The 15,372-nt window shown below is 60.6% G+C and carries 14 protein-coding genes; 3 read left to right on the top strand and 11 right to left on the bottom strand.

The features are described 5' to 3' along the window. Positions 1 to 52: 52 nt before the first annotated feature. From ABVK50_RS18820 to ABVK50_RS18850, 7 genes are all read right to left on the bottom strand, one after another. Positions 53 to 1,447: a M20 family metallopeptidase gene (locus ABVK50_RS18820; protein WP_353645129.1), complete on the bottom strand. Its 1,395-nt coding sequence runs from the start codon at positions 1,445 to 1,447 to the stop codon at positions 53 to 55. After that, a complete protein-coding gene (locus ABVK50_RS18825) occupies positions 1,444 to 3,024 on the bottom strand; it encodes a gamma-glutamyltransferase (protein WP_353645128.1) in 1,581 nt (526 codons plus the stop codon). Before ABVK50_RS18825 ends, ABVK50_RS18820 begins: the two co-directional genes overlap by 4 nt. Before the next feature lie 95 nt (positions 3,025 to 3,119). After that, positions 3,120 to 4,121, bottom strand: a complete 1,002-nt coding sequence (locus ABVK50_RS18830) for an oligopeptide/dipeptide ABC transporter ATP-binding protein (protein ID WP_353645127.1) — start codon at positions 4,119 to 4,121, stop codon at positions 3,120 to 3,122. After that, positions 4,118 to 5,104 carry an ABC transporter ATP-binding protein gene (locus ABVK50_RS18835; protein ID WP_353645126.1) on the bottom strand — a complete coding sequence of 329 codons (987 nt, stop codon included), beginning with the start codon at positions 5,102 to 5,104 and terminating at the stop codon, positions 4,118 to 4,120. The genes ABVK50_RS18830 and ABVK50_RS18835 overlap by 4 nt, the downstream gene beginning before the upstream one ends. Positions 5,105 to 5,111: 7 nt before the next feature. After that, positions 5,112 to 6,008: an ABC transporter permease gene (locus ABVK50_RS18840; RefSeq protein WP_353645125.1), complete on the bottom strand. Its 897-nt coding sequence runs from the start codon at positions 6,006 to 6,008 to the stop codon at positions 5,112 to 5,114. A 4-nt stretch (positions 6,009 to 6,012) separates the two neighbouring features. Then, a complete protein-coding gene (locus ABVK50_RS18845) occupies positions 6,013 to 6,930 on the bottom strand; it encodes an ABC transporter permease (RefSeq protein WP_353645124.1) in 918 nt (305 codons plus the stop codon). Between the two features lie 72 nt (positions 6,931 to 7,002). Continuing rightward, positions 7,003 to 8,517 carry an ABC transporter substrate-binding protein gene (locus ABVK50_RS18850; RefSeq protein WP_353645887.1) on the bottom strand — a complete coding sequence of 505 codons (1,515 nt, stop codon included), beginning with the start codon at positions 8,515 to 8,517 and terminating at the stop codon, positions 7,003 to 7,005. Between the two features lie 174 nt (positions 8,518 to 8,691). Here ABVK50_RS18850 and ABVK50_RS18855 point away from each other — a divergent pair, with 174 nt between their 5' ends. Then, a complete protein-coding gene (locus ABVK50_RS18855; protein WP_353646958.1) occupies positions 8,692 to 9,474 on the top strand; it encodes an IclR family transcriptional regulator C-terminal domain-containing protein in 783 nt (260 codons plus the stop codon). 248 nt (positions 9,475 to 9,722) lie between these two features. Here the strand turns inward: ABVK50_RS18855 and ABVK50_RS18860 are convergent, their stop codons facing one another. Continuing rightward, the gene (locus ABVK50_RS18860; protein WP_353645122.1) at positions 9,723 to 10,244 is read right to left on the bottom strand and encodes an RNA polymerase sigma factor; all 522 of its coding nucleotides are present in this window, start codon (positions 10,242 to 10,244) and stop codon (positions 9,723 to 9,725) included. A gap of 570 nt (positions 10,245 to 10,814) precedes the next feature. Between ABVK50_RS18860 and ABVK50_RS18865 the strand changes: the two genes are divergently transcribed. Beyond that, entirely contained in the window at positions 10,815 to 11,714 is a 900-nt protein-coding gene (locus ABVK50_RS18865) for a DUF1194 domain-containing protein (RefSeq protein WP_353646959.1), read from the top strand. A 320-nt stretch (positions 11,715 to 12,034) separates the two neighbouring features. Here ABVK50_RS18865 and ABVK50_RS18870 read toward each other — a convergent pair whose 3' ends face one another. From ABVK50_RS18870 to ABVK50_RS18880, 3 genes are all read right to left on the bottom strand, one after another. Further along, positions 12,035 to 12,793, bottom strand: coding sequence for a hypothetical protein (locus ABVK50_RS18870; RefSeq protein WP_353645120.1), 759 nt, complete (start codon positions 12,791 to 12,793; stop codon positions 12,035 to 12,037). Next, the gene (locus ABVK50_RS18875; protein ID WP_353645119.1) at positions 12,793 to 13,314 is read right to left on the bottom strand and encodes an RNA polymerase sigma factor; all 522 of its coding nucleotides are present in this window, start codon (positions 13,312 to 13,314) and stop codon (positions 12,793 to 12,795) included. The genes ABVK50_RS18870 and ABVK50_RS18875 overlap by 1 nt, the downstream gene beginning before the upstream one ends. A gap of 137 nt (positions 13,315 to 13,451) precedes the next feature. Further along, a complete protein-coding gene (locus tag ABVK50_RS18880; RefSeq protein ID WP_353645118.1) occupies positions 13,452 to 14,330 on the bottom strand; it encodes a hypothetical protein in 879 nt (292 codons plus the stop codon). On the opposite strand from ABVK50_RS18880, the gene ABVK50_RS18885 reads away from it, so the two are divergent. Beyond that, entirely contained in the window at positions 14,283 to 15,155 is an 873-nt protein-coding gene (locus ABVK50_RS18885; protein ID WP_353645117.1) for a S8 family serine peptidase, read from the top strand. The two genes, ABVK50_RS18880 and ABVK50_RS18885, sit on opposite strands and share 48 nt — an antisense overlap. Positions 15,156 to 15,372 lie beyond the last annotated feature (217 nt).

Raw genomic sequence — 15,372 nt, forward strand, 5'->3', positions numbered from 1 at the left:
GGGTCAATCCTGACGTTATCGAGCCGCCGGCCCAGGATGCGTAGTGACAATGTCATGAAAATGTCGATGACCGCCCTTCTCCGATGTCCCAGAAAAGCCCTGTCATCATCGCCAGCGCTTCTCTCGTCATCGAGACGAGCGCATGCTCGTTGGGGGCGTGCTGGGAGCAGCCGGGATAGGAGTGAGGCAGCCAGACCGTGGCGAGGCCGAGGATTTCGGCAAAGGTCTCGTTTGGCAGCGATCCGGCGAGGTTGGGTAGAACGGCCGGTTTCTTGCCTGTGGTCCTGGCGATCGACTTTCTCACCCGCGTCACCCACGGATGATCCGGGTCGAGCCGCGTGGCGCGAAAGAAACCTCGATCGGCCGGAATGATCTGGACGTCGGTAAAACCGTGCCGGTCGAGATGGCGGCGCAACGCAGGCAGGATGTCGTCCGGCTTCGTACCCACCACATAACGCAACTGGCAATGAGCCTTGGCGCGGGCGGAAATTGCGTTGACGGGGGCTTCGGGCACGCCGCTCGACTGAGCCAGTACCGCAAAGCTGTTCCAGCCGAAAACGCGCTCCGAAGGGGTCAGGCTCTCCTCACCCCAGTCGGGATCGATCTTGGGGCCGTCGTAGCCGCCGACCGGGCAATCCTTCAGGGCCTCGCGCACGGCGGGCGTCAGGCTCGTCGGGCGCCATTCGGGAATCTGGATCTGGCCGCGTCGATCGACGATGCTGGCAAGTGCATGGGCAAGCACGATCGCCGGGTCGCGGAGCAGACCGCCCCAGTTGCCCGAATGATGCGCGCCTTCGCGTAGATCGACGACAAGATCGAAATTGACGGCGCCGCGCGAACCCATAAAAAGGGTCGGACGCTCGGGATGCAGCCTAGGGCCGTCGGAGGCGATCAGCACGTCGGCGGAAAAGAGGTCGCGGTCCTGCCGGAACAGCTCCGCCAATCCCGGCGAACCACATTCCTCGCCCATTTCGATGATGACCTTGCAGTTGAAGCCGAGGTGTCCCTTTTCGGCGATGACCGCTCTGAGCGCGGCAATGTTGATGCAGTGCTGGCCCTTGTTGTCGGCAGTGCCGCGCCCGTAGAGGCGGTCCCCTTCCCCCACGAGCCTGAATGGATGCAGTCCTTCCCGCCACTGCTCGGTCTGCGCGCGGATGACATCGCCATGACCATAGATGAGGATCGTTTCGAAGGTGGGATTCTCAATCCGCGCTGCGAGGAGGAACGGCACGTCAGGATCGACCGGGTTTTGCAGGATTTGAGACGTGAAACCGAGCGCATCCAGCTTAGGTGCCATTTCCTCTGTTAGATAGCGCCTCAGTTCCGGTCTCTTTGCAGGTTCCTGGCTCTCCGTCTCGAAGGCCACCATACGGCCAAGTTCTTCCTCGAAGGCGCCCGAGGCAAGATAATCGTTGATGCGCGCAACGGCGCCTTCGCGGGTAGTCACGTTATGCTCCCTTCTTTCTCGTGCACGGCATCGCCCCATGGCGACATGATTTCAGTGCAACCCGTATTCATGCCGTTCTCCCGCAAGACGCCCGCCGGGCAGGCAAAGGCATAGGGAAAGACCGTCCGCTTCGCCGTCGCCACCGGCTGGAGATCCCCCAGCGCTTTGATGACGTCCGGCGGCAGGGTCTCGTCGGCGACAATCGTGTCGCCGCCGCTGTTGTCGATGCGTGGATGGTGGAACGCGTCCTCCATCGACATGTCGAAATCCATAAGGAATGATGCGAGGTTGAGCACTGCCGGCAAGATTTTCCGCCCGCCCGACGCGCCGATGGCGAAGCGCCTTCCGTCCTTCTCGCCGATGGTGGGGCAGATGTTCATCAGGCACGCCTTGTCGGGTGCGAGCGAATTGGGTTTGCCGGGCTCCGGGTCGAACCACATGATGCCGTTGTTCATGAGCAGGCCGGTCGACGGCGAGACGACGCGCGAGCCAAATATGCTCAAAAGCGTCTGCGTGACGGCGCACATATTGCCCTTTTTGTCGACGACGCTGAAATGTGTGGTGCAGGACGGGGCGTGAGGCGGCTCGACATCGCCCATTTCGGCAAGGCGCCGCTTATAGGTCTTGGAAAGCGCGCGGGCGGTTTCGACGAAACTCGCCGCGTCCGGATGCGGGCCGGGCACAAAAGCCGTGCCCATCATTGCCAGGCATTCGACGAGATTGGGGCCGGCGGTCATGTCTTCGGCGGCGTGGACGACTCCGCCGCGATAAGACACGTCGATCGTTGGTGTCAGCGTGGCGCGATAAGCGGCGAGGTCGCTGCGGGAAACACAGCCGCCCTTTGCCTCTATGTCGGCTGCGAGGGCGGCCGCGATGTCGCCTTGGTAGAAGTCGCGAGGTCCTGCCTCGGCCAGCCGCAGCAGCGTTTCGGCCATGCGGCTCTGATCGAGCCGCGTGGTCGAAAGCGCTGTCCAACCGGCGATTTTCGGCCATTGCCCCTCATCGAGAAAGAGAGCGGCCGCATCCGCGTCCTTCGCCAGTTCGCGCGCCGTGGAGGCGATCAGAAGCGAAGCATACCAATCGACCAACAGGCCTCGCTTCGCCAGACCGACCGCGGGCATCAAAAGCTCCTTCCAGTCGAGTGCACCGTAATGTTGGTGGGCGAGTTCCATCCCGGCCACAACGCCGGGCACGGCGATCGCAGTGGCGCCCTGGACATTCCGGTCGTCCACCACTGCCGCCCAGGGGAAAAGATCCGCTGCTCTTCCTTCTCCCGAAAGCGGATAATCGGCCGGATCAAGGGCCGAAGGCGAGCGCATGCCGAACTGGACTGTCCGCGCCTGCTGCTCATCCTCACGCCAGATTGTCATCGCCCCGCCGCCGGCAGCGCCGCTCATCCACGGCTCAACGACGCCAATGGCAAACGAAGTGGCTACGGCAGCGTCCACCGCATCGCCGCCGGCTTCCAGCACCACCGCGCCGATCTCGGCGGCGACCTTGTGCTGCGCGGCGACAACGCCATTCCTGGTCGTCGCGACGTGTTTGCGCACGATCTGCGAGCGCGAGAAGTTGCTCATTTTCTAATCCAGACTTAGAGAACGATCCCGAAAAGTTGCAAACGTTTCGAACAAGGTGATGCAGCAAAAACAATACCTTAGCGCGGGATGATGACTCAACAACAAGTCGTTCCGCTCTGGTGCGTGGTTGTGCCGCTGTAGAGATGACAGTCCACGTGCTCGCCTTCGCTACCGATACGCGGCGGCGGGGTAAGCTTGCAGATGTCGCGGACGTCAGCGCAACGCGGATGGAAACGGCAGCCGGAGGGTGGCGAAATCGGGTTCGGGAAGGAGGCGCCCAGATGCGTGTCGGGCACGGACAAGGAAGGGTCAAGGGTGAGAACCGATTCCAGCAGCGCTTTCGTGTAGGGGTGGCGCGGATTGGCAAAAAGCGCCGCCGCCTCCGCCTCTTCCACGATCTGGCCGAGATACATCACCGCCACTCGTGTCGCCAGGTGCTCCACAACCGCCAGATTGTGGCTGATGAAGAGATAAGTAAGCCCCAACTCCTCGCGCAGGTCGCCGAGCAGGTTGAGAATCTGCGATTGAACGGATACGTCGAGCGCGGAGGTCGGTTCGTCGCAGACGACGATTTCCGGTTTCATGATCAGCGCGCGCGCTATGGCCACGCGCTGGCGTTGGCCGCCGGAAAGCTGATTGGGGTAGCCCCGGCGCACGCGCGCTGGAAGCCCTACCAGATCGAGCATCCGCGTCACCGCCTGCTCCCGCCCAGCGCTGTCGCCGATGCCGTGGACCACGAGCGGCAGGGCGATGATGTCCTCGATGCTTTTGCGCGGATTGAGCGAGGAATAAGGATCCTGGAAGATGGGTTGGATACGCCGCGCCAAGAGCCGGCGCTCGCGGGCGTCGATTTCCCTGCCGTCCACCAGCAACTTGCCGGCGGTCGGCGCCTCGAGGCCGAGCAGGATTTTGGCGAGCGTGGACTTGCCACAGCCTGACTCGCCGACAAGACCGAGCACATCCTTCTTGCGTAGGCGCAGGCTGACCCTACTCAGCGCATTGAGCGGCTTCGCCTTCGTGAACAGGCCCTGCCTGACCTGATACGTCTTGGTGACGGCGGCCAGTTCCAGGACGGGCGGCGTGGTTGTCTGGGTCATGCCGACACCGTTTCCCCGGTCTGATGAATGCAGCGCCAGGCATGACCGCTTTCCATGCGCCGTTCGGGAATGGCCGCGGCGCAGGTTTTTTCGGCGACATCGCAGCGGGCGCGAAAGGCGCAGCCTTCCACTCTGCCCACAAGCGACGGCACGATGCCGGGAATGGAGCCCAGATGCTCGCCAGGCTTCGTCCTGCCCGGCACCGGAATGCAGCGCAGGAGACCTCGCGTATAGGGATGGCGGGGATGGCCGAAGATCTCCTTGGCGGTGCCCTGCTCCACCACCTCGCCCGCATACATGACTGCAACCCTGTCAGCGACGCGCGCTACGACGCCCAGATCATGGGTGACGAGGATCATCGCCATGTTCATCTCGCGCTGCAGATCGGCTAGCAGCCTGAGGATCTGCGCCTGGATGGTGACGTCGAGTGCGGTGGTGGGTTCGTCCGCGATGATGAGCTCGGGTTCGCACATCAGCGCCATGGCGATCATGACACGCTGGCGCAGGCCACCGGAAAGCTGGTGCGGATACTGCGACAGGCGGCTCTCGGCAGCGGTAATGCCGACTTTGCCGAGGAGTTCGATGGCGCGGCTGCGGGCCTGCGCCGGGCTCGCCTTGCGATGCAGCAGATACGCCTCCGCCAGTTGATCGCCAATCGTGTAGGCGGGGTTGAGCGAGGTCATCGGCTCCTGGAATATCATCGCCATGCGGTTTCCGCGCAAATCACGCATCTGCCGCAGCTTTTGGCCCATCAGGTCGATGCCCGCAAAGTCCAGGCGCGTGGCGGCGCGTCGAAGGTTCTTCGACAGAAGACCCATGATGGCGAGCGAGGTCAGCGATTTGCCGCTGCCGGACTCGCCGACGATGCACAGGGTTTCACCCCGCTTCAGATCAAAGCTGATGCCGCGTACTGCATGCATGGTGCCTTGGGACATCGGAATGTCGATGGTGAGGTCCCGGACGCTCAGGATGGGGTCGCTCATGATCGTCTCACCCCCGGTTTTCCGGCGCGGTGACGTCGCGCAGGCCATCGCCCAAAAGGTTGATAGCCAGGACGAGGATGAAAAGCGCGACGCCGGGAATGGCGATCAGCCACGGCTCGAACAGCATCATCTGCTTGCCCTCCGAGATCATTAGACCCCATGAGGGCGTCGGCGGCTGCACGCCGAGGCCAAGGAAGGAGAGCGCGGCTTCAAGAAGGATAGCATGCGCCATCTCCAGGGTGGCCACGACGATGAGGTTGTTGACGACGTTGGGCATGATCTCGGACAAGATGATGCGTCGGGTAGAACAGCCAATGGCCTTGGCCGCATTGACGTATTCGAGGTCGCGCACCTGCAGCACCGAGGAGCGCATGACGACGGCGAAGCGATCCCACAGGAGCAGGCCGAGCACCGTCACCACCACATGCAGCGATCCACCAAGGATCGCGACGACGGCGAGCGCCACCAGCACGACGGGCATCGCCAGCCGCACATTGATGAGAAAGGTGACGACCAAGTCCACCCGGCCGCCGAAATAGCCGGCAGCAACGCCCATGGCGGTACCAATCAGGCCCGAGATAAGCGCCGCGATAAAGCCGATCGCGAGTGATATGCGGGCGCCATAGAGAAGCCTCGCCAGATAGTCGCGGCCGAGATGGTCGGTGCCGAGAACATGGTCCGGATCGCTGCCTGCCATCCAGAAGGGCGGCTTCATGCGCGCCAGCAGATCCTGTGAATAGGGATCGTGTTCGGCAAGCAGCGGCGCGAAAAGCGCGATCACTAAGATGAGGCCGAGGACTGTGATGCCGAATACCAGCCCGTAATGACCGAATATGCGCCGGCGCAGCCGGGCGGCGGGGCTGGCTGCGCCGATTTCCTCGGCCGCTGTGGACACTGTGCTCATCCTGTCAGCCCACCCTGATCCTCGGATCAAGCCAGGCGTTGGCCAAGTCCGACAGGAAGGTGAAGACGATGTAGAAGCAAGAGAAGATCAGGATCAGCGCCTGTACGGTCGGCAGGTCGTTGCGGGCGATGGACTCCCAGGCGAGATAGCCTGCGCCGTGGAGCGCGAAAATCGATTCGACCACTATGGAGCCGCCCAGCATGAAGCCCATCTGCACGGCAGCAAGGCTGACGACCGGCACGATTGCGTTACGCAGCGCATGCTTGAACATGACGCGCATTTCGCTTGCGCCCTTGGCGCGGGCAGTACGGATGTAATCAGCGCTGAGCACTTCCAGCATTCCCGCCCGGGTGAGCCGCATGATCGCTGGCATGGCGTAGTAACCAAGCACGACGGTCGGCATGATGAAGTTCTGCCAGCTGGCGGAACCGGAAGGCGGAAGCCAATTGAGCTGGATGGAGAAGATGACGATCAGCACCAGCCCGAACCAGAAGCTCGGCATGGCCTGCCCCATCACCGACAAAAACAGCGCTGTGCGATCGATGAAGGAATTGGGCCGCATCGCTGCCACCGCGCCGAGCGGCACGGCGGTGAGCAGTGCAAAGGAAATGCCGCACACCCCAAGCAGCATAGTGATCGACAGACGGTCCGCTATAAGCGTCGAGACCGGCAGCTTGAAATAATAGCTCTGCCCGAAATCCCCGCTGAGCGCGTTGGACAACCAATCGCCGTATTGTACGAGAAAAGGCCGGTCGAAGCCGTAAAGCGTTCGAATGGCCTCAATGTCTGAAGCGCTGGCATTTTCTCCTGCAATGGCCGAGGCCGGATCGCCGGACATGAAAAGCAAGCTGAAGCTTAGGAGTGACACGGTCAGCGTCACGAGCATCGCTAGCCCAAGCCGTTTCAGTGCAAAAACAAGCATCTAGAACCCCGAAAAGCAAAAGCTGGCCGGCACACGGGCGAGGTCATCCCTTACCGGTGCGCCGTTGCGAGGTTAGTTCCAGCGTGCATGGAAAAAACGCACGACCTCATCCGATGTCGGCGTGTATTCCAGGTCCTTGGAGAAGACATAGTTGGAATTATAGGAGAACAGCGGAACCCAATAGGCCTGGTCAGCGATCTTCTTTAACGCCTTAGAATAGTTCTCCTTGCGCACGGCCGGATCAATTGAGGCATCCGCGGTGTCAAGCCATGCCTTGACCTCATCGTCGCGGGCGAAATCCTCCGTACCGTGCTTGAAGAACTCGCTGGTGATGGCCGAAACATCATTCACCGAATACGAGCCCCAGCTTTGAAAGCTCATGCTGGTCTCGCCATTGCGACGCAGATCGCGCAAGGCGGAATATTGCAGATATTTGAGGTTTGCGGTGATGCCCACCTCGGCAAGGTAGGCGAGCATGGCTTCGGCATACTGGCGGTCGCGATAGGCATAAAGGTCCACGGCGAATCCGTCCGGATAGCCGGCTTCGGCCAGCAGGGCCTTGGCCTTCTCCGGATCGTATTCATAAGTGGCCACATTCTGTTCGCAACCGAACTGCGACGGAAAACAGGCGGCGTTGACAACCTTGGACTTGCCCTTGAGCAGGTTCTCGACGATGGCCTGTCGGTCTATGGCATGATTGATCGCCTGACGGACTGCCAGCTTGGTTATAGGATTGTCGGCTCCGCTGCGGCCCGCCGCATCCAGCTCCAGATAACCAACGCGCATCGTGCTTTCGTTAACAACGTTGAAGCGCTCCGTGGCAGCAAGTTTCTCGGCCTGGTCGGAAGGTACGCCCCAGATGAAATCAAGACCGCCGCTGAACAGCTCGGCAAGTTGGGTGTTAACGTCGGGAATGGTGCGGATATCGACCGTGCCGATCATCGCCTTGCCTTTAGGCCCGTCATGGTAGCCATCAAACTTTTTCAAAACGAAGTGCTTGCCGGGCTCAACGCTTTCGACCTGATAGGGGCCTGTGCCGACTGGCTTCAGCGCCATGCCCTCAGGGCCGACCTTGGCATAATATTCGTTTGGGTAGATCGAGACGGGGCCGGCCAGATATTCGAGTGCGGCCGGAAAGGGGCCTTTAGTGATGATGCGGACGGTATATTTGTCGACCTTGACGGCCTCCTTCATCCAATTGACATTGCGCTGCGTGACGACGCCATTTGCCGGATCCGCAACAAAGTTGACCGTATAGACGACGTCGTCGGCGTCGAATTCCTCGCCATTGTGGAAGGTCACACCCTCGCGCAGCTCAAATTCCAGCGTGGTGTCGTCGACCCACTTCCAGGATGTTGCAAGATTGCCCTCGTATTCGCCAGTCGCTTGGTTGAGATAGATCAGCCCATCCCAGATGGTGCGCTGGAGGATCACGCCCTCGCGGGCTGAATTGAAATAGCTATCGACCGACTCCAGCTCCTTCGTAAAGGCTGCCTTGAGCGTGTCGCTCGCTTTGTCCGCCATGGCCTCGCCGCAAGTCATTGTGACGGCCAATGCGACTGAACTCATCAAAAGACGTGGATTCATCTGCTTTTTCAACCGGCGCGAACCGGCCCCTCTGGCTCGTGACTTGTTATTATAATATGATACAGACAACTGTAATACGGTTTAGCGTATTAATCGAACTTGGGCTTGTCAAGAAACCAGAGCGCTCGACACCCGAGACCTCGCAGGAACTCTGGGCAGCGATGAAAAAGAGACATGGGATTGGGCAAGGAAAAACAGGATACTTTGTTTGTTGGATCGCTCGAAAAGGGCATGCGCATCCTAAACGCTTTTGACGAGCGCCACAGCGCATTGGGGCTGACGGAAATTGCTTCATTGACGGGGCTCGACAAGAGCGCCGTGCAGCGGCTGACCAATACGCTGCACAAGATCGGTTATCTCTACAAGGATCTCGAATCTCGTCGTTACCGCCCGTCGTTGAGGTTTCTGGAACTCGGCAATGCCTATCTGTGGTCGGATCCCCTCGTGCAGCTAGCGATGCCCAAACTGATCGAGCTTGGCCGAAAGCTGGGTGAGCGCGTTAACGTGGCGCGGCTCGACGGACGCGAGATCGTCTACATCGTCCGTATTCCGACACAGCTGACGAGCTTTGGCGCTATGATCGCCGGCCGACGCCTTCCCGCACTCACCACCTCCAGCGGCCGCGCCATGATCGCCTGTTTCGACGAAGGCGAGCGCAAGGAGGCGGTGGAGACATGGCCGATTGTTGCCTTGACGCCGAAGACGACGCTCGACCGGAAGAAAATCGCCGTCGCAATCGAGGATGCAGCAACCTGCGGCTATGGGCTGACGCAGAACGAAAACATCCTGAACGAGATCGGCATCGCCGCGCCGATCTTCGCCGGCGACGGTCGCCCGATAGCGACCGTACAGTGTTCCGTGTCCAGCCTGAAATGGAGCGTCGACAGGGTGCGAAGTGAAATCGCGCCGCACATTATTGAGGTGGCGAATTCCATTCACCTGTCGAAACGGGGGTAGCTCTCAACCTTCGCCACCGTTCCTCACCCGTTACGGAATGTGTAGCTGTAACCGTTGATCGCCGGCATGCCGTCGAGAGCACGGAGAACCTTCGATCCTTCGGGAAAAAAGTCTTTGGCTGTGAAATTTCCTACCCGTAGGCAGCAACGACGGGACCATCAGGCTCGCAAGTAGTTGGTACTGAGCGCCGTACCGGGATTCCTTTTGATGGGAGCACTTCGATTATTATAGATCGTTTGCGATCGCGGCTACGTATTCCAGTTGCCCAGTTTCTTCCTGGCGCGCGCGAGCCTGCTCATTACCGTCCCGATCGGAATCGCGAGAATTTCGGCCGCCTCCCTGTAGGAAAGATCCTCGGTGCAAATCAGGAGCATGACTTCGCGCTGATCGTCCGGCAAGTCGGCGATCGCCTGGGCGACCCTGGTCAAAGTGAGGCGGGCCTCTGTATCACAGTCACCCGAGGCGCCAACAATATCGTGACGTTGATCGATAGCCTCGTGTCTCCCCGCTGTGCTCTGCTTTCTTATGCGGTCAATCCATAGATTGCGCAGTATGCGAAACATCCACGCATCAAAACGCGTTCCGGACTCGAAGCGCCCAAAATTGGCAAGTGCCCGCTCGCAAGCCATCTGGACCAGATCGTCGGCAACATCGCGGGAGCGGCAGAGCGAAATTGCAAAACGCCTCAAGTTCGGAAGGAGTGAGACGAGTTGCTCTCCGAGCCGATCCGATCCGCCAGTCACGTCGAAACATCCGATCTCTGGGTGCAATCAAGTCAATCGAAGCTGCATTTGTAGAAGCATCTGCCTGCCCGTAGTGTCCAAGCCGCCGTGTTCTCGGGTCGACTGGCCCTAATGGCGGTCTTGGTTTCGAAGCTACAGCAACCGACACCAATATGACCAAAGCCGGCGAAAGCCTCGTGAGAGCTTGGTTAGATTTTGGCGAACCCTGGATTAAATTTTGGCAAGCACCCGGTCAGAGCCGGGTAAGAACCGGATATCCAGCCCCTCGATTTTGTCCTGCAGGCGGTCCCTCGCCGTGAGCATCAGGACGAGATTCTTGCGCCGCGTGCTGCAGAACGCGGCACATTTCGAGGCCGTCAATCCCTGGAAGCACTCGGTCGCGAATGACCAACGAATACGGAGTCTCGCGCACCATCGGCAAGGCACCTTCGCCATATCCAGGAATGGTGCGAACTTTAGCCGATCTCCAATCCGCACATGATGGCTCCCATTCCCCTGAGATGCACCAGGTTGGCTGGAATGCGCTGAGGAGGAGAGAGGAAAGGGAATAAGACCGCTTCGGGACCGTTATCCCCGCCAACGCTTCGGGAGGTTCCAATGTCGCTTCGCTTTCAACAGCCCGCTCCTGCCGCCGGCCTTCTTGTCAAAGATTGCGCGTCCGGCTCGCGCCTGCTGCTGTCGCCGCGGCCCGGGAGCTGGCTCGCCCGACCATCAAGCATCCTCGGCCTTGCATTCTTGGTCGCGGCATCTCTCTTAGACACTTCAACTTCAGCAAATGCATTCTGGCGGCAACAGCGCACGGATGCCAATGTCGTCACCGCGATCGATGTCTCCGATTCGATTGGGCGATACGAGGAGTGGCTCCAGCAAACTGGGCTTGTGCGTGCGCTCCTACACCCGGATTTTCTGCGTGCCGCCACCGCAGGCCCTAACCGCCAGATCGGGTTTGCGGTATTCACATGGTCCAGCGATGGCAAATTCGATCAGTTGATACCCTGGACCCTCATTCGTTCGGCCGAAGACGCCGCGCGTGTCTCTGCAGCGATCAAGTCTGTCACGCTTATCGACCGGACCCACTATGGTGGCGGCGATGTCGAGCAGGACCGCGGCGATGATGAAGCGGTCGCGCCCGACCGCCGAACTGACCTCTCTGCGGCAATCGACTATGCTTCGCTTCTACTCACGACCGCTCCCCATGAGACGCAGCGCTCAGTCATGAACATCTGCGCAAACGGGGTGGACAACGTAGATGACGGAACGGCGTTTTCGCGCGCGCGCGCGCGCGCGCAAGGCCTGACAATCAATGGACTGGTCATTGGCCAGAACCCAAAAGTCACGCGCTACTTCCGCTCGAAGGTAATCGGCGGTCCCGGCGCCTTTGTCATGGAGTCGTCCGATCCAAAGCATGTCGGCGAAGCCATGGTGACGAAATTTGTTCGCGACCTGAGGGTTTCATTGAGTGCAATCGAACCGCAGACCCATGTGGCAGAGCGTTGAGCCGTCCCAACAGTTCACTGTGCGCCACAAGCAATCGCGCCTGACGTCCCGGAATCAATCCGCATCGGCAAACATAGCGCCGCAAAGCATTGAGATGAGCGAGGCGTGACAATTTGGGTGAAAATCGGCGGCGAGAACCCTGCAATTGCCGCTGTCATCCTGGGGCGTCCGACCTTCCCCGGGGCTCCGGCTTGCCCCAAGAACAACCGAGAGGCGCTGTGAGGTACGATCTCCGGAGCTAGGGGACCGGTGCTTGCGTTAGCGACAGTCGGCAGCCATGTTGCGGAGATTGCAGGGGGCTTTGGGAAATTGAGAACTGCCTACTTGCCCGGTTCGTCCCGGTTGAGTAGCGCCCGCTCCTCGTCGTCCGACAAGGCAGAGCCAGCGCCGATTTGGGTGAGATAGCTGTCGAGCACCGCCGTCGAAGAGGCTGGCTCATAGCCGCCGCTACTTGCCGTCTGCATAGCGAACTCAACAGCCCATCCGCCATCTGCCCGGCAAGCCACGGCAAGCGATCCATTCCTCTCACCCGAAATCTCGAATTCGCGGCAGAACCTGTCACCGCGGTCGCGGAACGAGCCGATGATACCGAACGTTTCTCCGCCCTCAAGCGTCGCCTGCTCCCCAGAACGAACGGTCCCGAGCAACCCGGAAATCTCGTCAGACGCGGCAGCGAGTTCGATTCGGGCGGCTCTGCCGTCCGTATTCCTCAACCCGGCGCCCGCAACATAGCCGGCAACGCCAGCAACAATAACCGCAACGCAGGCGGCGGCTGCCATGCTGATGGCAATGACCGATGGCCGACGCGGCCGGAGACGGATAATATTGCGTATTGGCGCCGAGGGCCGCTCTTTCGTCGACCGGCCGAGCGCTGTGTCCAGCAACTTCGGCGGCACGGTCTCGCGCAGCACAGACGAGAAGGCATCGCGTGCCATCATCCGGGTTCGAGCGAACATATCGATGGTGCCGGCGATATCAGGATCGGCCGCTGCCGCGACTTCGATCGCATGCGCTTTCTCGTCGTCGACTTCGCCGTCGACATAGGCCATCAGTTCCTCGTCGGTGAATTTCGTCGTCATCATTCTGCCCCGCGCTCGCTTGCGGTCTCGTTGTCTGGTTCAACCAACGTCATCAGCCGCTTTCGCGCTCGCGCCAGGCGGCTCATGACGGTTCCGATCGGGATTTCGAGGATATCGGCTGTTTCCATGTAGCTCTTCTCTTCCAGGCACACGAGAACAAGTACTTCGCGTTGGTCACCAGGTAGTGCTGCGATCGAGCTGCGCACGCGATCGAGCGTCAATCTGGCTTCCATGGCCGGTTCGCCATGGTCGCCGACAAGGTGGCGCTGATCGTTCACGTCGAGCTGCGTTCCTTCCAAGCGCGACCGCCTGAGCCGATCGATCCAGAGGTTGCGCAGGATGCGAAACAGCCATGCATCGAGTCGCGTGCCCGGCTGCCAGCTGTTGGCCGCCGCTAGCGCCCGGGCGCAAGTCGCCTGCACGAGATCATCAGCGATATCGGCCGAACCGCAGATCGCGCGAGCGAAACGTCTGAGCCGCGGTAGCATTCCAACCAAATCGTATCCGATGTCGACCGTCATGAAGTACCAAGATCCTCCTTCCACGTCCGTTGCTAGAACGGCGATGACCACATCCTATTCCGTAGCTGGAAAAATAAATCGCCCGGCTTCGATTGCTGACTGTCAGGTCTATTTCAGCAAGCCGTTGACAATTAAGGTCAAGGCGCAGCGATGACCTTTTTCTCCTCCAAGCGGAATATCGGGCGCCGTGATCCGTTATCAGGCCGAAAACGCCCGCGCGCAGCGATGGCGCTTGGAGTGGTGTTTTTGGAGATGTAGGTCGCTGACATCGCGGTGAGCTTTGCTGTTTTTGAAATTTGCGACCGTCTCAGTCTATTGGCAGATCCAGGAGAGATAGCGCCGTGACCCAGTTCCTCCTCCGTGTCTTCTTGGCCGTGCTTCTTCTGCTCGGCCAGTCGATCCCCATCCCCGGTTTCACGCCTGTTATCAACGATCTGCCGCTGACATCGGTGGCGCATGCCGATGATGATGATGATGATGATGATGATGGTGGTGGTGGTGGAAGCGGCTCGGGTGGATATGGAGGCAGTCGTAGCGATGGTGGCGACGGCTTGCGTCGTCTGCGCGGCGGGAATGTCCCCGCTTTCCGCGATTTCTTCAATCGGATTCTTCCTCGCGCGCCGCGACGGCAAGCCCGGCGCGCCGCCCCGCCGCCGCCATTGCCGATGAATGCGCCCGACGAACTCGTCGCGATGGCGACAGCTGATGATCTGGCAGCCGCGGAAAACCTCGGCTTCGAGATCATCGCCGACGAGGAAATCGATCTCGTCGGTAACCGCCTGGCGCGCCTCCGCGTCCCTTCCGGGCTTACGCTTTCCGACGCTCGTCGGCGCCTGATCGATGCAAGGCCGGCGGTCGAAGCGGATTTCAATCATTACTATCGCCCACAAGAGGAATCCGGGTGCTCCAGCTGGCCCTGCCTTGCCCGGTCGCTTATCGGGTGGCCGACGAACGTGAACCTTGCCGCTGTGAGGCCACGCATCGGCCTTATCGACACCGGCATCAATCTCGAACACGAGGCGCTGAAGGGTCAAAATGTAGACCTGACGGTATTCTCGGACGAGGCGCGCGATCCATCCTCTAAGATCCACGGCACCGCGGTTGCAGCACTTCTGGTCGGGGCAAGACAGAGCCGGACGCCGGGCCTCCTACCGGATGCAGAGCTGATCGCCGTCGACGCCTTCCACCGCCGAGGCCAGGATGATCGCGCCGATGTCTACAACCTCGTTCGCGCCATGAACATTGTGGCGGGCAAGGACATCGATGTCATTAACCTGAGCCTGACTGGGCCTGACAATGTTGTTCTGAAGCGTGCGGTCGAAGCAATCGCCAAGCGTGACGTCATGATGGTGGCGGCCGCTGGCAACAAGGGACCGAAAGCCGATCCGCTCTATCCGGCCGCATATCCCAATGTAACCGTTGCGACCGCGGTCGATCGCCGCCTTCGCCCCTACCGACGCGCCGGCCGCGGCGAGCACATCGACTTCGCCGCTCCTGGCGTAGAGGTCTGGACGGCAGCTTCCGTCCGCGGCGCTCGTACGAAGACCGGGACGTCTTTTGCCGCTCCTTTCATAACGGCGGCCATTGCCTACATCCGGGCACACTCTCCCGAGTTAACGAGGATGCAAGTCAAGCAGGTGCTCGCCGCGGCGGTGGAGGACCTGGGCGATCCCGGCCGCGATCCGGTCTTCGGGTGGGGGCTCCTACGCATGAACCGGCTCGATCTGGCGGCGGGTTCGGGCCTGCAATCGGGGAAGGCCGTTACCTCCGAGGCGAATATGCAGCGCGACCCCGCCGATGGTGCAATTTCCCTTCCGTCGGCCGGTACGGTTGTCGACTAACCCACGCGGACAATGCCTTCCCGACGGGCAAAGCTCTGCTCCTCCGCAGGCAAACGCCGTAAATGCGCTAGTGAAGTCCAAGGCATCGCTACGGCGTCTCGCATCAGGCCGCGTCGATTCGCGCTTTGCGAGAATGGCTGTTCCTGATTTGCCGGCCCATCGAACTTGACGTTTGAAGGCAGCCCGATCCCTCCTGGCTAGGCGGGCCGGTTTGGTC

The sequence above is a fragment of the Mesorhizobium sp. WSM2240 genome (assembly GCF_040438645.1).
Classification (GTDB): domain Bacteria; phylum Pseudomonadota; class Alphaproteobacteria; order Rhizobiales; family Rhizobiaceae; genus Allomesorhizobium.